We start from the raw sequence: 20598 nt of genomic DNA on the forward strand, positions 1-20598 counted from the left end.
TATTCATTAGCGGGTTTTATTTTATTACGTTTAATTTTCAAAAGGGCGACTAAGTAAACATCTGATCTAAAGTAAACAGGTTTATAGTTGTTATTAGGACATTAATTTGATTCTAGGCTCAAAGAAAGAAAGAAAAAAGCCTTTCACTCTTAGAAATAATTTAAAGGCTAACTTGATACTCCGATAGAGGTGGAATAAAGGAGAAGGCCTTAGCTGCTCGATATAATAAGTTATAGCCACGACGAAGGGCATGTCATTTTTTGGGATCCCTTTTTAACTAAAGAACTTATTGAAAAAAATAGCTGAAAAAGAAATATGTTAAGTTTGATGAAATTATACAGCTTAAAACAATAAAAATTATTAAAAATAAAGAATTCGATTAATTAGGATGTTAAAAATGAATAGTTACAATAAACTCGCAAAGAACTCAACTATTTTTGCAATTGGAAACATTGGTTCTAAATTCATTACCTTGTTAATGCTTCCATTTTATACAAGACAATTTTCACAAAATGACTATGGACAAATAGATTTATTCATAACCACAATAGCTTTATTAATGCCAATATTTACAGCTAGTATAGTAGAGGCAATTGTAAGGTTTAGCTTAGATAAAAAAAATTATACCTATGGTGAAGTAATAACTAACAGTATAGCTGTTGTATTTTTAGGATTTACTTTACTACTAACCTTATATCCTCTGTTAATAAACATATCTTTTGTTGAACAATTTATATTATTTTTTTATATAGTATTTTTTGTACAAGCAATAGATACTTCTATCAAGCAATTTGCAAGGTCTATCGATTTAATAAAAGTATATATGATAAGTGATATATTATATACTTTTGTTTTTGTAGTATTAAATATTTTGTTCATTTTTGTCTTTGAAATGGGGGTAGATGGTTATTTCATTTCTATGATTTTAGCATATAGTGTTAATATCACTTTCCTTTCTATAAAAACAAAAGTCATTAATTATATAAGGCTTAAATATTTAGATAAAACTACTATGAAATCGATGATATTATTTTGTATACCACTTATTCCAAATAACCTAATGTGGTGGGTAATAAATATATCAGATAGATATATGTTAGTTTACTTTCTAGGTTTTGGTGCTAATGGTCTTTATTCTGTTGCAACTAAATTTCCATCGATAATATCTAATTTATATGTAATATTTTATAAAGCATGGCAGGTTTCAGCTATTGAAGAATATGAAAGTTCTAACAAGAACATTTTTTATTCAAATATATTCAACTTATTATTTTTTGTTATGCTAATAGCAGCTTCAGTTTATATCATATTCAATAAACTTTTTGTACACATATTAGTTTCTAATGAATTCTATTCTGTTTGGAAATACACTCCAATCTTAGTATTAGCAGCTGTCTTTTCATGTTTTTCAAGTTTTATAGGCACTAACTATATTGCGATGAAAAAGACTAAAGGAGCGCTCTATACATCCTTTATAGGAGCGATAATTAATTTTATACTAAATGTACTATTAATACCGTTTTATGGAGTTTATGGAGCGTGTGTAGCCACAATGATAAGCTTCCTTACAATTTGGGTATTAAGAATTAATGATACAAGAAAATTTGTAAAAATTAATTATCCAAAAATGAAAATGATTTTTTCCTTTATTTTAGTTGGAGTCCAATTAATTATAGGGTATTTAGATATAAATATAATTACCAAATCATGTATTAATTTTATAGTTCTTTTAACGCTTATTTATTTGAGTTTAGAATTTACTAAAAAACCTATTATTCTGATTTTCAACAAATTTTTATATCTTTTTAAAAAAGTTAGAAAAACATAAAAGCTTTTTTTTGGAAGTCTTAGGATATCACTAATTGTACCAATAAAAAATTTCACAGTTGAAATTTTTTATTGGTGAAGGAGTCATGCACTGGCCTTATTATATTAAAAAGCATAGGAGTTACCGTCGTTCTCAATTGGGTCCCACTTAGCTAATTTGAGATTTGGGATGGTGGATTGGAGTCAATATTTTGGACACAAAAAGGTTATATCAAAAGCTGTATTCCTAATTCAATCTTAATGGCTTGTGGGGTTGATAGCCTAAGCTACTGTGAATTCTTTTTCGGTTATACCAACCTTTTAGCTATTTGATAGTCTAGATATTGTACGTGGTTGACTTCTTCCTTTTTTAATAGGGCATGAAAGGATTCAATACAGGCATTATCGTACAGACAACATTTCTGACTAAAGGATTGCTTAATATAATGGTTTTGGATATGTTGAGTAAACTCACTGCTTGTTTATTTTGAGCCAAGATCCGTATGAAGAATTAAGCCCTCCGAAGGCTTTTGTGATAAGTGTGCGTTATTGAAAGCTTTTATGACCAGTTCTGTCGTATTAAACGAAAAAATGAATACCCTACTATTTTTTTAGAAGGAAGATCCAATACCGAAGCTAAATAACACATCCGTCTTTTAATGTGTGGATATAAGTAATATCTGCTACCGATTTCTCATTAATGGTCTGAGTAGTGAAGTTTCGTTTTAACAAATTATCCAATTGAATAACTTTTTCTTTAGATGGATAGGGAGGGTATTTTTTCTTAGAAATAGAACGAATTCTTGCTTTGCTCATTAGACGTTGAACACGCTTAAGACTTAGGAAAATACCTTTAGTTAATAGGCTATCAAGAATCTTTGGAGCCCATACCTTCCCTTGCTTTCAAGTTAATGAGATGAATTTCCTTCGTGAGTTCTTGGTTTTCCAGTTCACGATTTGATACGACTATTTGAAGGGACTGATATTGGCTGCTTCTTGGGATTTTTAGTATTTCAAACATCTTCTGTTTGGGATAATGTTTCTTGTGTTCCTTAATAAATTCGGTAAGGTCTGTCTCGGTTACTTTTTCGCGAATATGGCCATAGCCTTGTTTTTAGATTTCAACTTCTTGCTTTAACCGAAGGTTTTCCTTCTGTATGGCTGCTAATTCCTTGGGGGTCATAGAAAATCTTCCCCTAAACCGAAAGGGGTAAATTCCTTAACCCATTTATAAATGGTAACTTCTGAAACGCCATATTCGCCGCTGAATTTTTTGACTGAATTACCCGAGTGATAAAGATCTACAATAGTCTTCTTGAATCACTTGTTATATTTTACCGGTACTCTTACATTCCAAGACGGATACATCCTCTCTAAAATCATTGTAAGGACTTAACTAAAATGTGTCCAGGAAACAATACTAAATCCACAATTTGTTTAAACATTCTACAGCAAATAAAGTTATCCTAAATCTACAAATTGAACATTGAGTTTTCAGCTAATGGGAAAGTACTTTTTTTATACAGGAAAATGACATTGAGATGAATTTTCAACAATTAGATAAGTGAAAGTGAAAAAGTTTTTCCAATAACCCTTACGTATTCTAATATATATTCTAGAATACTCTGAAAAAACTTATTTGATATATTGTTTTCAAGAAAAGATGCTTCTTTCTTTTGTTTATTTGGATGGTTCAAACCTTCTTCTACCAACATTGGTGCATTTTTAATTGTGAATATTATAAATAATGTAGTAATTAACTGAATTGTTATGAAAGGAGTTGGAGGAATATTAAATTAAAACGAAGAACACTCATACGTAATTTTTTTATTTTTGCGTTTGCTTTCTTTTTTGGCTTTATAGTGAAAAAAGAGGATAGAAATTTATTAATAGATCGAGATGATGAGATCCCTATAAAAGATAAGTTTAATAAGGGGAATATTGCTATAAAACAGTACGTACACATGATGGATTATGCAGTAGGAAACGGAGTAACTGATGAAACAACTGAAATTCAGGCAGCTATTTACGCAGCAATGGGGAGTACTCTTATATGGACAAGGCAGCAAGTATCAAAATATTTAACAAAGAAACTGTTTATCCCTTCAAATATCACTATTATTTTTGAGAAGGGTACAATAGTAGAGGCTGCAAAAGGTCATAAAGGATCTCTATTTTTTTTAGATAATAAGGAAAATATTATTATGAAGGGGAATGCAGCTACTATACAGATGGTTAAATCTGACTATATCTCAGAGTTTAATGCGGGTATTAATGTACGCGGTTGCAAAAATGTCACAATTGATAACTTTTATATCAAAGATTGCGGTGGTGATGGTATTATCCTTGCGTCCCTTTTCACTAAAGAAACATATTTTCCTAACGAAAATGTATATCTCACGAATAATACAATTGATAATGTTAAGCGAAACGGCATTACAATTGGTCACGGGCGTAATATTATCATTAGTGATAACACTATAAAAAATACTAATGGTACTTCTCCTGAAGCTGGAATTGATGTGGAGACAGACACCGCTAGTCGTGTGGTTGAAAATGTAAAGATATATAGGAATAATATTAACAATAATAAAGTTGGCATTTACGTATCTGGTTGTAAGAAAATAAAAATTTTTGATAATTTAGTATTTGATAACACAGATGGAGGAATATCTTGCGTTAATAACTTTATCGGAATATATCAACAAATTAGAGATGTAAATATTACTACAAACACTATCACAATACCATCACATGGTTTGAAGGTCGGAGATCTGGTAAAGTTGAAATCGGGTACTTTTGAAACTCTCTCTGATGGTAATTCTGCCTCGACCATGTATTATGTATCCTCAACACCTAGCATTAATTTATTGACTATTTCTAGTTATAAATATTATCCTAATATTCCTATTGATATTACTGACTCATTTTCATTACCTGTTGCGATAGCGAAAAAGAATATTACAGTAACAGAAGATATAAAAATATATGAAAATGAAATAAATAATTGCTCAGCAAATATTTATAGCCAATATTGCAATAATATCCAAGTTTATAATAATACCATAACAGAAGGGGTTATTGGAATAAATTTTTCTTTTACGGAAAATAGTCTAGCAAGAGATAATAAGATTGATAATCCCTCTGATAGAGGAATATTAGCTGTAGGGTTTTCAAATGACATCATAAATAACAAAATTTATAAAAGCGTAAAGGCAGGTATTGTTTCAATTGGCTGTTCGATGAGTAGAATTGAAGGCAATATGCTGTTTAAATGTGCTGAATTTGGTACAGAGTCTACAAACTGTGCGCTTTATGTATCAAATTCAAAAAAATCTATGATTGCCAATAACTTTTCAAAAAGAACAGCAGGTAGTTCTCATCCTCAATATGGTATGAGGGTTGAGACATCTTCCATAAACTCTGAACGAAATTTAATTTTTAACAATGATATGAATCAAGCAGGTGTAAAAAACGGTATTTTAATTGACGTTGGAAAGAATAAAGGTGGACAGCTATCAACTTCTCAACAATAATGGTCAATATTTACGATTTTCTCTTCACGTTTTTAGTTTCAAATAATATGCTCATTTCTCGTAGGGTAAATAAATTTTTGATTCTTTTGGTTTTTCATTGTTAATATAATAGGGGATATATACAAAATATATAACATATTACCCTCGATTCCTATTAAATAAAAACACTTTAAGGTACGACACCTATTTCTATGTACAACCTCTATCTGAATTTTTCGAAATGTCATACCTATTTTCATAATTTTTTAAAACGAATCCGCTTTTATATGATTACATCGGAAAAATATTTAAAAATTTCGCTTTTTACACCCCAGAGTGGAATAAATATTCATCGTAATGGGTGTTTGAAAAATATTTAAGGAGAAAATAATGGATAATAATAATTATAGTCTTGATTTGTCTATCATACCCAAGGAATTAACCTTATTGCTTGAAATTTTAAAGACGGAAAATGAAGAAATGAAAGAGTCGTTCAAAAACGAATCATATATAGATATTGATTGGAATTTATTTCTTGATTTGGCAATTCATCATCGTGTTTATCCATTAATATTCTCACAGTTGAAAAAAAATGAAAATAAAATTCCTTCAAATGTTATGCATACGTTAACAAAAGAATATAAAAAAAATGCATTTCAAATGCTACACTTATGTGGAGAAATGGAACAAATAAGTAAACACTTTTCTGAAAACCAAATTCACCTCCTCTTTTTAAAAGGACCAGCACTTGCTGCCGATATTTACGGGGATATTTCCAGACGAACTTCTAAGGATTTAGATGTTTTAATAGCTATTACTGATCTTGAAAAAGCAGAGAAGCTTCTTCTGAGCTTAGGCTATGAGAAAGAGGTGTTACCAAATCTATTGAACGAGTGGAAATGGAGGAATCACCACATAGTTTTCTTTCACCCAAAAAAGAAAATCCAACTTGAAATTCATTGGAGGTTAGAACCCCTTCCATCTAAAGAACCACCTTTTACAGAATTATGGGGACGGAGAAGGGTAAGTTCTGCTACAAACTATCCTGTTTATGTTTTAGGAAAAGAGGATTTGTTCTTATATCTTGTGTCACATGGTGCTCGACACGGATGGTTTCGTCTTCGTTGGTTGATAGATATCGACCATATGATAAGAAGGGGAGTAGATTTTAATAGAGTTGAAATACTTTTGAGGAAATACCAAAGCCTTAATATAGCAGGCCAGGCACTTATTTTAACTTCTGAGCTATTAAACACTCCACTCAATGACAAGATGAAAGTATTAGTAACAGGTAATCGTTCAAAAAAATTATCCCAAATGGCACTATCTTTTATAAATGAAATGAAGCCTTTAAATATTATCATGTCGACTAATTATTATAGGCGCTACCTTTTTTCATTAAAGTCATCAAATTCGAGGAAAATTTTACGTATTATTTTATTATTTTATCCAAGCTCTGCGGATGCGAAGACTTTGGAGTTGCCTAAACCTCTTCATTTCCTATATTTTCCATTGCGTCCATTACTATGGGCCTGGAGAAAAATAAGAAAACATAAAGTATGAGGATAGAATCCGAAAAATGGTGGGGAAAACCTTGTAAAATACTTATTTAATTTCATAAAAACACCCATCTTTTTAGTAGGACTGTGGGTGCTTTTTTTGCCGATTTTAAGATTAGAGAAGTCAATAAGTCGCGCTATATCAAAAAAATATATAAAAATTCTCCAAATTGTCAACCAGTTTAATTTTGGCCCCCCCGGTATTTAGGAACTTATGGGTGAAATTGGAGAAGGACAACAGTACCTCGAGCACTTGTGTTTCAAATACTCTAAAAAATTGACATTATGTACGGAAAAAACTAATAAAGTGCATACTTTCATAGGCATTAATTTAGATTAAGGGTATGAGCAAACTGATATCTTTCTAATACCTCTTTTTCAACCTCCTCCAGCCGGAATTTTAAGTAGATTCCTCTCGGTTCTAATAGTTTAGTACTTTGGAGGAATGCACTCGAAGAAGGATAGTGGAAAGTTTGATAATGTAAGTGGGGAATTAAGGATATAACAAACTTTGATTCACAATCCAATGGTAGGAACGATTCATCGTGACTTTCTAAAAATGTGTTTAAAGTGTTTATTTTTTTCGAATGAAACTTTTCTTCCCTATTCGCGTCCCATCTGCTGTTTTAGATTTCTATGCATATTCTTCATATGTAATGATACTCCAGTTAAAGGTGTTTGAAATCAGTGCTGGTATAAAAAAAAGATTAAGGAAACAGTAATGATCAGGAGAAAAAGTATGAAGTGTAAATTCCATACTATCAAAAAATAAGCTAATTAGATAATTTCTTCAATATTATAAAAAAGTATATCAGTACATTAACATTAAAAAACAAATGGAATAATTATCCTTATTATTTGTAATATTGATTTATATAATTTATTGACATAGGCATAAATAGGTGGTATTTTTAGCTTATATAATTCGTTATAAAGAACGTATTGTTCGTAAAAAAAGTACTGCTACAGTGTTTATTTATACCGTAGTGAAAAACGCTCATCAGGAGATTTTTGAACATAAATAAGTAAAGAATTAAGTTTGTTAATATCTGAATTTTCGGATTCATTATTTATATGAATTGAAAATTAGGGTTTATTAACATTTTATATAATGTATCTCTATTAAAATAAATATAAATAACTAAGACTCATAGATATAAGTCAAAGGTAGTTGATAAAGAAAGGAGGAATATTTATGCCTCTATTACAAATGAAAGAAATATGGACACCTTTAAAATTAGTTGGGGTGAAATTTTTTAAATCAGATGATAGAAGTGTTTTCATCAAAGTTTTTAACCAACATAGAAGAAAGATAATGTGATTAATTTACATAACAAAACAAGCAGGGGGAAAACATGAGTGCTATTGCCGGTATTTATCATTTTAATGAGGAGTCTATAAATCTTCAACAATGCCATAATTTGATGTCGGCTTTACAAAAGTACCCTGCTGATTCGATCCAGATGTGGCATTCTGAAAAGATTTTCCTTGGTTGTCATGCTCAATGGATCACGCCGGAATCTGTTGGAGAGCAGCTCCCATTTTATGATTTTGAAAGGCAGTGTACCATCACTGCTGATGCAATTATAGATAATCGTGATGAGTTATTTCAGAGGTTACAAGTTAAGCCATCTGCTCAAAAGGGCATGACGGATAGTGAACTAATTCTCCTTTCCTACTATAAGTGGGGGGAAGATGCGCCCAAATTTTTAGTAGGGGATTTTGCTTTTGTCATTTGGGACGAAAAGAAACAGAAGTTGTTTGGGGCAAGGGATTTTTCAGGGAGCAGAACTCTTTATTATCACCAAAACTATCAGAAATTTGCATTTTGCACGACTATGGATCCACTTTTGTCATTACCTTTTATTGAAAAAAAGTTGAATGAGCAGTGGCTTGCTGAGTATTTGGCAGTATCGGGAATGGTTGATGCAGTAGATTCTTCAATAACGCCGTATACAACCATAAATCAGATACCCCCATCCCATAGCTTAACAATAGAGAATAATAGGATAACGTTAAAACGATATTCCTATTTAACTCAGGGGGATAAGTTAAAACTTAAATCTAATGAAGATTACATAGAAGCATTTCAAAGTGTCTTCCAGGAGGCTGTTACATCTAGATTAAGGACACATCGGAAAGTTGGTGCCCAGTTAAGTGGTGGGTTGGATTCTGGGGCTGTTGTTGGCTTTGCTGTGAATAAATTGCAGCGGAAAAGCACTGCACTACATACATATAGTTATATTCCTCCCGAAGATTTCAAAGATTTTACGCCTAAATATTTTTTTGCGGATGAGCGGCCTTTCATCAAATCGACGGTAGGACATGTTGGTGGCATTATTGATCATTATTGTGACTTTAAGGGGAAAGATTCCTATTCCGAAATGGAAGACTTTCTTGACATCATGGAGATGCCATATAAGTTTTTTGAAAATTCTTTCTGGTTGAAAGGGATGTTTGAAAAAGCGAATGAGGATGACGTAGGTGTTTTGCTTAATGGGGATAGAGGGAACTTTTCAATCTCCTGGGGGTTCCCCTTAGAGTATTACTCGCTCCTATTAAAAAGATTAAAATGGGTTCGACTTTACCAAGAGTTGGACCATCATAGGAGAAATGTTGGCGGATCTAGATTGCGAAAGATGAAAGCTATTGCTAGAATCGGCTTTCCAATAATTGAGCGGATTTTTCCGGAAGGCGCGCCATATAAAATTCCTTCCTTAATCGCTCCACGATTTGCAGAAGAAATAGGCGTGTATGACAAATTTAAAGAATTCGGAATCGATGAAACAGGCTGGTATTCGAATTCTGATATTTTTAATGAAAGAAAAAAGCATTTTGAAGATATCTTTCAATGGAATGCAGGGAATACGCTTTCCACAAAGCTCTCCTTACGATACAAGTTGTGGAAGCGAGATCCGACGAATGATATCCGTGTTATTCGCTTTTGTTTATCACTTCCGGAAAGCCAATATGTACAAGATGGCATGGATCGTGCCCTGATTAGAAATGCTACAGTGAATTTCTTACCCGATAAGGTAAGGCTGAACCAACGGCACAGGGGTGTGCAAGGAGTTGATTGGATACACCGTATGCTTCCTAAATGGGGTGAATTCATAGAGGAGATAGAGCAGCTTAGCAAAGATGATAAAGCTCTGGAATTCCTGGATGGTCAAGCGATCAAGAATGCATTAGTTACGATAAAAAAAGGAACGGGACCAGAACTTGCTACAAATCCTGAACATAAGTTCCTCATGCGAAGTTTAATCGTGTATCGGTTTTTAAAACAATTTAATTAAAAGGAGGTGAATACAATGAAAAAGGAATGGAAAAAACCTGAATTAGAAATTCTTGATGTTAATCAAACGATGCTTGGAACTGATGGAGAATATACAGATGCTGCTTTCCCATCACATACTCCTAAAGGTGATATAACTTTTAGTTAACCTTTTTTTTGCGCAACAAAGTCTGTTAGGATTCCCCTAAGCCCCTATTCCAGTTAATAGGGGTATGACTTCAATAACAAAGTATTAAGCATTAGGACCTGCTAATGAAGAGACGTTATTTAATGTTCGGGGGTATTTATATGATCGAGGTCAAAAAAAAGACGGTTTATGAAGCGTATGGTTTAACAATTTCAAGTGAAATACCTTTGCCTGAATTGCTTCCTATTAATGTAGAGGATGATAAAACGGATATTGTTATCGAAAAAGCTGATTTACATACATTATGGTCTGAGCATTCAGTTCCTGATGATGATTTTGTCATTAAGAAAGACTGGATCATGTTCCATGTTTCCAAGACGGCCATTTTCTTGATCCAAAGCGGAAATAGAATAGAATTTTCCCCAATTGATGCGGCACAAGAAGATGAGATTCGTCTGTATATCCTCGGAACATGCATGGGAGCAATATTGATGCAAAGAAAAATCCTCCCTATACATGGAAGTGCGGTAGCCATAGATGGAAAGGCATATGCGATTGTTGGTGATTCTGGTGCTGGGAAATCCACTCTTGCTTCAGCCTTCTTAAAAAGGGGCTATAAGCTCATGAGTGATGATGTCATACCAGTAACTCTTAATCATGAGAATATACCAATTGTAACACCTTCATATCCTCAACAAAAGTTATGGCTGGAAAGCTTAAATCATTTTGAAATGGATTCAAATAACTATCAGCCACTCATTGTTAGAGAAGATAAATTCGCTGTTCCTGTTCAAAGTCAGTTTTTTTCTGAACCACTCCCGCTTGCTGGTGTATTTGAATTGATCAAGGGAGAAGATTCAGAGATAGATATTAAGCCTATACAATCTCTTCAAAGGTTTTATAAATTGTATCATCATACATACCGTAATTTTTTTATCCAAAAGTCTGGATTGATGGACTGGCATTTTAATACTTCTGCTAGAATGATCAAGAAAATTGAGTTTTTTCAAATAAGCCGACCAACAAATCGTTTTACAGCACCAGACTTATCGGAAATAATTTTACATGTATTAAAAGGGGAGGAAATGGTTCATGAATATTAATCAACTTGATACGAAAACTCTATATAGCCAAAGTCCAGGAAACATAGTAAGTGATATGGATGGGGAAAAAGTGATGTTAAGCGTTTCTAACGGAAAATATTATAATTTAGGTGAGCTGGGCGGAGAAATATGGGAGTTAGTGAAGGAACCCATCTCAATTCAAGAGTTAGTTATAACATTACAGTCACAATATAATGTCGATCCAGCCGATTGTATGTCACATGTCACTGACTTTTTAAATCAATTGTTAGAACAAGGCTTAGTTAGTATCAAATCCTAGTAATGAATCTTTATCTTTAGGCTCTAGGAGGCTAAAAAATGAATATCATAAAGAAAGCTCAGACTTTTCTTCGATTGGATTTTAAGACAAAGTTGCTGTTTATCGAAGCTTTTTTACATTTAGGCAAGGCCCGTTATCTTAAAAGCCTTTCATTTTCAAAAGTTGCGCCAACACTTGGTGAGCAGATGAAAGAGTCTTCATATGACTTGAATGCAGCCAATAAAGAGACATTAGCAAATGTATCGAGGGCTATAAATATTATGAGCCGCTATACCATATGGGAAAGCCAATGTCTTGTTAAAGCTATTGCAGGTATGAAAATGCTGGAGAAACGAAAGATTGATAGTACGCTCTATTTAGGTACAGCTAAAGATGAGAATGGAGGGCTCATTGCACATGCTTGGCTACGCAGTGGACCTTTTTATATAACTGGTTTTGAAGTGATGGATAGGTTCACTGTTGTTTCTAAGTTCTCTAAAAAGAACAATTCTGGGAAGCTGAAGGAACAAGAATCTGGTTAATAATCTGATATTAGGAAGTTTATAATACCCCAGATGTTGAGTATCAATAATGAATATAAGCAGATCCATGAGCCCACGCTTCACCACCCCCACACATACTCATTTATATCTTCATCTTCAATGTGAATTAATAATCTTAGAAAAGTGGATACCCAATACCTTTCCTTCCATTTTCGCTCTTTACCACAAAACAATATGGTGCCACCGGGTAACATGGAGGAAAACGATTAAATAGGGCCTGCGAATGGAGGACATGATTATGAAGCATCTCTTACTTTTTACCAAACGAATACATGATTATTCGGGGAAAGTTCTATATATCAATCTTATTTGTATGATTTTAATAGGTTTTTTAGAAGGTGTAGGAATTTTCTTATTGATCCCATTGATTGGATTGACCGGTGTAATGGATATAAAAACGGATGAAGTTCCTTTCTTAAGCTGGGTTAATGAATTATTCTTAGGAATCCCGGAAACGCTCAGTCTTATATTGATACTTGGAGTTTACGTGATATTAATGGTAGGACAAAGTGTATTTAAGCGGAATCAAACAATCCTGGGAGTGAAAATCCAACAGGGTTTTGTTAGAAAGTTAAGGGATGAGGCGTATGGCAGTCTGCTGCAAGTGAATTGGGGATTTTACCTAAAAAAGAGGAAAACCGATATTATCAACATCATGACTAATGAAACCTTCAATGTGAGTGCAGGGATAAATTTATTTTTACAGTTCATAGCCTCCCTTATATTTACTTTCATTCAAATCGGTATAGCCTTTTATTTATCTGTTCCAATGACGAGCTTTATAATAGCCTTTGGGTTCATCCTTATTTTTTCGTCCCGGAAATTTGTGAAAAAGTCTCAGTCTATAGGAAAGGAAACCTTTCAGTTAACACAAACATATTTAGCCGGTATGACAGATCACCTTAACGGAATGAAAGATATCAAAAGTAATTCACTAGAGGAATCTCATTTGAATTGGTTTCTTTCTTTAAGTGAGAGAATGGAAAAAAACAGAATCAAGTTAACGACGTTAAATACAACTTCCCAAATGATCTTCAAAATCGTATCTTCACTTTTAATTGCCATTTTTGTGTTTTTTTCGATAAAGATGTTCATGGCCCAGCCAGCACAATTAATGCTGATCATGGTTATTTTCTCAAGGTTATGGCCAAGGTTCACTAGCATTCAGTCTAATTTAGAGCAAATAGGATCTACGCTTCCATCTTTTAAAGCATTGTCGGATTTACAAAACGAATGTAGAGTTGCGAGAGAGTTATATGAATCCGATTATAAAAATATCAAGCCTATTGAAATTAAACGAGGGTTAGATTGTCGTAATGTGTATTTTAGTTATGATCAAAGTGAGAGTATGTATGCCCTTAAAAATATAAACGTACACATTCCCTCTAACCGGATGACGGCTATTGTAGGGCGATCGGGTGCCGGAAAAAGCACCTTAATAGATATTTTAATGGGGTTGAATCAACCTAATAGGGGTGAAGTCAGAATAGATGATACTCCCCTTACTAATGACCGCTTATTATCGTTGCGGAGGTCCATAAGTTATATTCCACAGGATCCATTTCTCTTTAATGCAACAATAAGGGAAAATTTGCTGATCATTGACCCTGATGCAAGTGATGAATCCATATGGGAGTCTTTGGAATTTGCTGCAGCCGCGGATTTTGTCAGAAAGCTTCCTCAAGGCTTGGATACACTCATAGGTGATCGAGGTGTCCGCCTGTCAGGAGGAGAAAGGCAGCGTCTAGTACTGGCCAGAGCGATTCTGCGCAAACCAGCCATCCTTGTTTTGGATGAAGCAACAAGTGCACTGGATACCGAGAACGAAGCAAAGATTCAATCCGCTATTGAAAGATTAAAAGGAAAAATGACCATCATTGTAATAGCTCATCGATTATCGACGATTCGCAATGCCGATCAAGTGTTGGTCATGGATCAGGGAGAAATTATTCAGGTCGGTGAATATAACCAATTAGCGAGTGAAAAAAGAGGGATGTTTAGCAATCTATTAGGGATCCAAATGGAATCAAGTGTGTAAACTCTAAAATATATAATAAACAGTCAGGTTACAGCCATATTATGGTTTGTAATGCTGGCTTTTTTTCTTAGGGAAAATTAATTAAAACTGAATCATTATTACTAGTAAAGCCAATTGACATGAAATATTATTTCGCTATAGCAAATATGAGTTAATTATAGGATTATATCTCTATTTTTTAAAATAAAAGTGTTTAAAGAAAGCGCATTTTACCTGAGTTATATATTGTAATGTCACTTTTTGATGAATGATGTGGAAAAATGACATAAAAAAACGAATAATATTATGAGCAATTGTTAAGATTTTAAGTATAATTAACATTAATAATATAGTATTAAAGTAGGGGAATTTTTTTTGAGGGCATGATGGTTGAGCGTCATGGAAACAGAGAATCAAAAAGTCTTTTTCAATAGATTTATTAAAAATGAAAGAATATATTCTTGAGAAAAGCAAACCTATTGAAAAGTAGGGACGCAAAATTACAGGTCTAAGGCTAAATGCTATGGCGGCTGAGTTACCACAAATGGGGCGGGATTTGTCATGAAAGCAAAAAATGAATTAGAAGAATGGGTTTATTTAATTTTAGAGGCTAAAAATTTAGGATTATCCATTGAAGATGTGCGGGAGTTCATCTTAGGTAATAGAGATAAAAAGTTCATAATGGGTTAATAAATATTTACTTTATGGAAGACTGATATTCAGTCTTTTTTTTGTGGACTTTTTTACCAAAAACATATGAAAGGGTATCCTGAACAATGAATCATGGACACAATAATAAAATCAACTTAAATGAGAGGGATTTTTATTATGGATGGACCTGCAAATATTATGAAGGGAATCATATGGGGAACCTTATTCAGTCTGCCCTTGTGGTTGTCATTTTTCGGTTGGATCAAAATTATAATGAACTTATAAGATAAGAAATTAAAGACTCGGAATAAAAAGATACACTCATTGGTGATCGAGGAGGTCGGCTGTCAGGAGGAGAAATACAGCGTGGGTTTAATATTAGGAAAATGGGGTTTTAGGCATCACACAAATACAGTTGTTTTTGTGTGGTGCCTGCCATATCCTTCAAATATCAGTTGGGTAAGCCCCACTAAAACAGGCTATACAGCGACTGCTAGTTTCTCCAAGATCTACATCTACTGCCTCTAATAACCCTTCGGTGCTTAAAAAGGCTAATGAATCTGCCCCGATAACCTGTCCCATCGCTCGTTCGTGTTCGTGTTTGTTGGCAAATAGTTCTTCCTTAGTTGGCATATCCACTCCATAAAAACAAGGGTTTCTAACCATAGGTGAACTAATTCTTACATGGACTTCTTTGGCACCTGCTTGCCGAATCAATTGGACAATGCGCTTGCTTGTCGTTCCCCTGACAATCGAATCATCGACTAATACCACCCTTTTTCCTTCCAAGATTTCTTGCACAGCGCTTAATTTCAGTCGAACAGCTAAGTCGCGCAATTCTTGCGTGGGCTCAATGAATGAACGACCAGCATAAGGGTTTTTAATAATCCCCATTTCATATGGAATTCCTGATTGTTGGGAGAAACCAATGGCGGCAGGGACGCTTGATTCGGGAACTGCAACGACAACATCAGCCTGTGTCGGATGTTCTTTTGCCAGAATTTGACCTAATTCCTTTCGGATTGCTAAGACACTTCTTCCTTGAATGACGCTATCTGGACGGGCAAAATAGACAAATTCAAAGGAGCAAAGGGAAACCTTACCTTTTTCCGCAAATCTTCCAGTTTGAATTCCATTTTCATCTATAAGAAGCCATTCACCCGGTTCAACTTCCCGCCAGAACTTAGCATCAACCGCATTTAAAGCGCATGTTTCTGAGGAGGCGATGATTGATTCGCCAATTTTCCCAAGGCTAAGCGGACGTAACCCATGACGATCCAAGGCAATTAGCATTTGTTTTTCAGTCATTATAATCAAGGCAAATGAACCGTCGATACGTTTAAGCATATCAGGTGCGCTTTCTGCGAAATGCTTTTTACTTGAACGAGCTATTAAGTGGGCAATAATTTCAGTATCGGTTGTTGTTTGAAATATGCTTCCCTGCTGTTGTAACACATCCCGTTCTATCCTTGCATTTACGAGGTTGCCATTATGAGCAACAGCCAAGTCCCCCTCGCTATATTTAAAAACGAGGGGCTGTGCGTTTTGCAGTAAACTTTCACCAGAAGTTGAATATCGTACATGACCAATGGCCATATTTCCGCTTAACCCATCAAGGATGTCCCGTGAAAATACTTGGGTAACTAATCCCATTCCCCTGTGATTCCTGAATGATTTCCCATCACTAGCCACAATTCCTGCACTCTCCTGACCACGGTGTTGAAGTGAATGAAGTCCGTAATAAGTTAATTCGGCTGCTTTGGGGTGATTAAACACTCCAAATACCCCGCATTTCTCCTGCATTTCTGCATCCATTTTTCTCTTCCTCTCGTTGATATCCTTTTTGTTATTTTTGGCAAAGGGTGAATTTCTATCCTTTTTATTTACTAATAGGTAAATAGGTATGGTTTAAACAAATTGCAGCCCAAAAAACAGTTCTATGAACAGGTAGGGATAATTGCTTTGCATTAAGAATAAATACATAGGAATAAAAGACTTGTTGGTAGAATTGAATATATTAATTAAGGTACTTTGTATGATAAACTATATAGTGAATAATACCTAAATGTTTTCGGTTATATGCCGATATAACTATAAAGATCAAGCAAAGGGACTTCGCGGAAGGCGATGTCAGATAGCTGCCATCAAAATAAAAGGAGATTATTTGATGACAAAACACAAATTCATTACGTTCGAGGAAGTTTATGAAAAAAAACAGAGAAGCAAGAAAATTTTTATTGGGACTTATATTACCATTACTTTAGTATTGATTTCATTGATGACTTATTTAATGGGGCAATCATAGTGGGTATCGAAGGGGCTGAGGAATCACCCCTTTTTTTGTTTTTTCATTTGGATCTTACACCAAATGAACTGCATGTATTCAACTGCTGATTTTAATATTCCGTCAGTTATGAACTTTTTGTGATCATTTCTTTTATTATTCTTTAAAAATTCAGATTTTACCTTTTTGTAGATTAATTCCGCTTGCCAATCACCACTTTATATGTGATTATCAAATAAAAAGAGCTATATTCCTTATTTTTGAAAAAAAGGATTAGGACAACAGTATGAAATGGTGGCTCAATGATATTGGAGTGGAACATTCGAATGGATTTTTTTGATATTTTAAAAGACACTTTTGCCAAAGGAGAGTCTGGGCAGGATGTTACGGTAAATGAACTTGTGGACGAGATTAAGGAGAAATTAAGCGGGATCATGGAAGAACCTGATAGTATATGATCCGTAGATACTACGTCCCGGGTTTGCTCGTTTTATGGGCGATGGTCATCTTCTTTTTTTCCTCGCAAACGTATGAGGAGCAAAGCATTTCCCCTTTATTGACGCAGTTCAATACGCCGTATTGGTATGATAGATTAAGCGGCATTTCATTCATGTATGGTGGCGTTGAAGTGAGTGCCCAAACAGCAGGGGTGAATGGTTTTCTGGAGTTTTTCCTTCGGAAGGGTGCCCATCTTTTTATCTTTTTTGTGTTTGGATTATTGACATATGGTGTTTGGCGCCGTTTTGTGAAGAATCCTGTTCTTTCGTTTCCAGGCGCTTTTTTATGCATCCTTTTTTATGCAAGTGCTGACGAGCTGCATCAAAAACTAACGGGTGGCCGAACTCCCTTGTGGCAGGATGTCATGCTGGACACGTTTGGCGGTTTGCTGGGAATTTTCTTTTTTCTTTTCTTTTATCGATGGAGAAGTCCTAGAATCTGAGAGCTCCTTTCACATAAACTACTAACAATATGCTTTTCTTTTGGAGTGTCGGCACAGGAAAAAGTGAATGAAAACAAGTAAAAGCAGTGGATTTCGCAAGTGAAATCGCACTGCTTTTAGTGTTTTTTAGGATGGAAATCTTTTAATTCCATAAGTCGATGGCTATACAGATTCCAATGTTAACTCAATAAATTTTTCAACCGCTGGGGATTGCCATTTTTTCGGCTTGACGAGTAGATGTGAGTAAATCGGCTCAAATCTTTCATTATGTTCAATAATATTTAAGGATCCCTTTTCAATCTCGTTTTTTACCGTGATGTAAGGCAATACGGAAAAGCCTAAACCACTCATTACAGCTTGTTTTATTAACATGCCGAAGTTTGAGGGATTGCGACTGCATAAAGGGGATACAACAATTATTTAATAAACTAGCATGCGGTACCTCAAAAGAGAATGGCTTTGTCTAATAACATGCTTCTTTTTTATCGTTTTCCCCTATATATATAAATGAATGATAACCTGTGAGGGTGATTGATGAGTGAGGAGACAGAATAAGGTTCCACTGGGAGCATTGGCGATTATTTTCCTGGCATTGGCTGCAGTGGCTTGGATCATTTTTCTTTGGCCGAGCGGCTCAAAAAGCGTGGTGGAAGATTTTTATGAGTATGAAAGCGAAGCGGAGTTCGGGAAGTCCTGGGATCTGTTAAGTTCTGAAATGAAGCTGCGGTTTCCGAATCGGGCAGATTATGTGCAAAACCGCTCCCATGTGTTTTTACAGCATATGGATGTGGAGACCTTTCAGTATGATGTAGGCCGTGTTAAGAAAGTGAAGAACTGGAGTCTGGATAAGGATGGAAGGGTGCATAAAACGGCCTTTAAAATTCCAGTTACACAGGTCTTCAATTCTCGTTTTGGGGTGTTCACATTGGAACAGGATTGCTATGTCGTTAAAGAAAAAGGCGAATGGCGTTTGTTATGGAATTATCAGTTTGAATAGATTCCTCTCCTTTTTCAGGCACAAGTTCGTTTTAGTGAAAAGGGAGAGGCGATGCTCTCGTATAATGATCCAATAGGTCTACTTATCATGAAACATATTTCATTCTTGAGCGATCACTGATGGCTTTCAGAATAAACATTTTGTCCTGTGTGCTTAGCATAGCCCAGCTGCCTGCTTTGATTTTCAATTAAATCCACTCCTTTTGTTTAGGATTATTTATTATGGTTGATGAATGATGGTTGATGGAATTCCGGGTCCAAAGAATAATAGTGTCAAGTGATGAAAGGGGCAAGGGGAAATGTAAGTATCAGCTCATATTAGATTATACCGTTTTTTCATGCCTAATAAACAACAAAAATTCCAACAAATCTCTACAATTGGTGTTCGTTTTTTGTCAGATTATTGGACGGTGAAAATGAAAAAGCTGTCGGGATGCAGGCCCGGACAGCTTTTTCATTTTTTCTTATTTGATGGATAATTGTTCTTTTAATTCGGATTGAACCTTTTCTTTTTCCTCATCCGACACAATATAGTAGTAGATTCCGTCGATTTTCGTTCCTTTGCCATTTATGGATGATTGGGTAATGCTTTTGCTAGCGTCCCTATAGTTCTTTTGAATGTCCATCATGTCATCAAACGTCAAATTCGTCTGGATATTATTGCCTAGTGCGTCGAAGACATCATTGTATTTCGTCAGAGAGGAAACACTCGCACCCTCCCTGATGACAGCCTCGATGATGGAACGTTGCCTGGACTGGCGGCCAAAATCACCATTAGGATCATCATGCCTCATTCGTGAATAGGCTAAGGCTTCTTTCCCATTAAGAGTATGCGAACCTTTCGCAAAATGAATGCCATCGGAGGTGAAGTCCAAATCGTTTTGAACAGTCACTCCGCCGACTGCGTCAACGATATCCTTAAATCCTTCCATATTGATCTTCATATAATAGTCGATCGGGATATCGAGGAAGTTCTCAACAGTATCCATGGACATCTTTGCGCCGCCGAAGGCAAACGCATGGTTGATTTTATCCTGTGTACCATGACCGACGATCTCGGTCCGTGTATCACGCGGAATGCTTAGCATTTTGACTGACTTCTTTTGTGGATTGACCGTCAATACGATCATTGTATCTGAACGGCCTTTGTCGCCATCACGTTCATCGACACCGAGCATGAGCATCGAGAAGGGCTCCTGATCCGATAGTGCCAGGTCTTTTGTACGTTTATCCGTGTTACGGTCTATGGGTGTATGCATTGAGTCAACGGTTTTAGTTAGAGCATTCCATAAGGAGTAGGCAAACGCTCCCCCTGCTAATATGAAAAGTAGGACAATTATACCGACTACCTTCAGCCATGTCCGTTTCTTTTTCGTCTTTTTTTCATGTCTCATATCTTACTTCCTTCCTCTTATAGTAACCACTTCATCTATTATATTTAAATTTACTATAAAAGAATAGTATATTTTGTTATTTTATAATA

Annotated in this window: 17 protein-coding genes, 2 pseudogenes and 1 riboswitch; of the genes and pseudogenes, 15 read left to right on the top strand and 4 right to left on the bottom strand. The window is 34.9% G+C overall.

Features of this window, described 5'->3' with window-relative positions:
- Positions 1–397 precede the first annotated feature (397 nt).
- Entirely contained in the window at positions 398–1828 is a 1431-nt protein-coding gene (locus SB775_RS13930; protein ID WP_410861928.1) for a lipopolysaccharide biosynthesis protein, read from the top strand.
- 205 nt (positions 1829–2033) lie between these two features.
- Here SB775_RS13930 and SB775_RS13935 read toward each other — a convergent pair.
- Positions 2034–3114 (bottom strand): annotated as a pseudogene (locus SB775_RS13935) (IS3 family transposase).
- A gap of 554 nt (positions 3115–3668) precedes the next feature.
- Between SB775_RS13935 and SB775_RS13940 the strand changes: the two are divergent.
- The 10 genes from SB775_RS13940 (at position 3669) to SB775_RS13985 (ending at position 14934) form a co-directional block, all read left to right on the top strand.
- A complete protein-coding gene (locus SB775_RS13940; RefSeq protein WP_410861929.1) occupies positions 3669–5342 on the top strand; it encodes a right-handed parallel beta-helix repeat-containing protein in 1674 nt (557 codons plus the stop codon).
- 369 nt (positions 5343–5711) lie between these two features.
- Positions 5712–6884, top strand: coding sequence for a nucleotidyltransferase domain-containing protein (locus SB775_RS13945; protein ID WP_410861930.1), 1173 nt, complete (start codon positions 5712–5714; stop codon positions 6882–6884).
- 1191 nt (positions 6885–8075) lie between these two features.
- A complete protein-coding gene (locus tag SB775_RS13950; protein WP_410861931.1) occupies positions 8076–8201 on the top strand; it encodes a hypothetical protein in 126 nt (41 codons plus the stop codon).
- 34 nt (positions 8202–8235) lie between these two features.
- Positions 8236–10176: an asparagine synthase-related protein gene (locus SB775_RS13955; protein WP_410861932.1), complete on the top strand. Its 1941-nt coding sequence runs from the start codon at positions 8236–8238 to the stop codon at positions 10174–10176.
- Positions 10177–10191: 15 nt separating this feature from the next.
- On the top strand, positions 10192–10323 hold the full coding sequence (locus SB775_RS13960; RefSeq protein ID WP_141133597.1) for a paeninodin family lasso peptide: 132 nt from the start codon (positions 10192–10194) through the stop codon (positions 10321–10323).
- A gap of 140 nt (positions 10324–10463) precedes the next feature.
- Complete coding sequence (locus SB775_RS13965) at positions 10464–11405, top strand: HPr kinase/phosphorylase (protein ID WP_410861933.1); 942 nt, start codon at positions 10464–10466, stop codon at positions 11403–11405.
- Entirely contained in the window at positions 11395–11685 is a 291-nt protein-coding gene (locus SB775_RS13970) for a lasso peptide biosynthesis PqqD family chaperone (RefSeq protein ID WP_410861934.1), read from the top strand. The genes SB775_RS13965 and SB775_RS13970 overlap by 11 nt, the downstream gene beginning before the upstream one ends.
- A 38-nt stretch (positions 11686–11723) precedes the next feature.
- A complete protein-coding gene (locus tag SB775_RS13975) occupies positions 11724–12206 on the top strand; it encodes a lasso peptide biosynthesis B2 protein (RefSeq protein WP_410861935.1) in 483 nt (160 codons plus the stop codon).
- A gap of 259 nt (positions 12207–12465) precedes the next feature.
- On the top strand, positions 12466–14265 hold the full coding sequence (locus SB775_RS13980; RefSeq protein ID WP_410861936.1) for an ABC transporter ATP-binding protein: 1800 nt from the start codon (positions 12466–12468) through the stop codon (positions 14263–14265).
- Positions 14266–14703: 438 nt separating this feature from the next.
- Positions 14704–14787, top strand: a riboswitch (cyclic di-GMP riboswitch).
- Between the two features lie 18 nt (positions 14788–14805).
- Positions 14806–14934, top strand: coding sequence for an anti-repressor SinI family protein (locus SB775_RS13985; RefSeq protein WP_410861937.1), 129 nt, complete (start codon positions 14806–14808; stop codon positions 14932–14934).
- A gap of 405 nt (positions 14935–15339) precedes the next feature.
- Here the strand turns inward: SB775_RS13985 and purF are convergent, their stop codons facing one another.
- Positions 15340–16710 (bottom strand): amidophosphoribosyltransferase, encoded by a 1371-nt coding sequence (gene purF, locus SB775_RS13990; protein WP_410861938.1) that lies wholly within the window; start codon positions 16708–16710, stop codon positions 15340–15342.
- A gap of 352 nt (positions 16711–17062) precedes the next feature.
- Between purF and SB775_RS13995 the strand changes: the two genes are divergently transcribed.
- From SB775_RS13995 to SB775_RS14005, 3 genes are all read left to right on the top strand, one after another.
- Entirely contained in the window at positions 17063–17200 is a 138-nt protein-coding gene (locus tag SB775_RS13995) for a hypothetical protein (protein WP_155727350.1), read from the top strand.
- A 287-nt stretch (positions 17201–17487) separates the two neighbouring features.
- Positions 17488–17637, top strand: a complete 150-nt coding sequence (locus SB775_RS14000; RefSeq protein ID WP_410861939.1) for a YwzD family small protein — start codon at positions 17488–17490, stop codon at positions 17635–17637.
- Entirely contained in the window at positions 17634–18119 is a 486-nt protein-coding gene (locus tag SB775_RS14005; RefSeq protein WP_061464175.1) for a VanZ family protein, read from the top strand. The genes SB775_RS14000 and SB775_RS14005 overlap by 4 nt, the downstream gene beginning before the upstream one ends.
- A gap of 162 nt (positions 18120–18281) precedes the next feature.
- Here SB775_RS14005 and SB775_RS14010 read toward each other — a convergent pair.
- Positions 18282–18485: pseudogene (locus SB775_RS14010) on the bottom strand (LysR substrate-binding domain-containing protein); the annotation flags it as partial.
- Positions 18486–18657: 172 nt separating this feature from the next.
- Between SB775_RS14010 and SB775_RS14015 the strand changes: the two are divergent.
- The gene (locus SB775_RS14015; protein WP_410861940.1) at positions 18658–19116 is read left to right on the top strand and encodes a hypothetical protein; all 459 of its coding nucleotides are present in this window, start codon (positions 18658–18660) and stop codon (positions 19114–19116) included.
- A 463-nt stretch (positions 19117–19579) separates the two neighbouring features.
- Here SB775_RS14015 and tagU read toward each other — a convergent pair whose 3' ends face one another.
- Complete coding sequence (gene tagU, locus SB775_RS14020) at positions 19580–20509, bottom strand: polyisoprenyl-teichoic acid--peptidoglycan teichoic acid transferase TagU (RefSeq protein ID WP_410861941.1); 930 nt, start codon at positions 20507–20509, stop codon at positions 19580–19582.
- Positions 20510–20598 lie beyond the last annotated feature (89 nt).

This window comes from Peribacillus sp. SIMBA_075, from assembly GCF_046534585.1.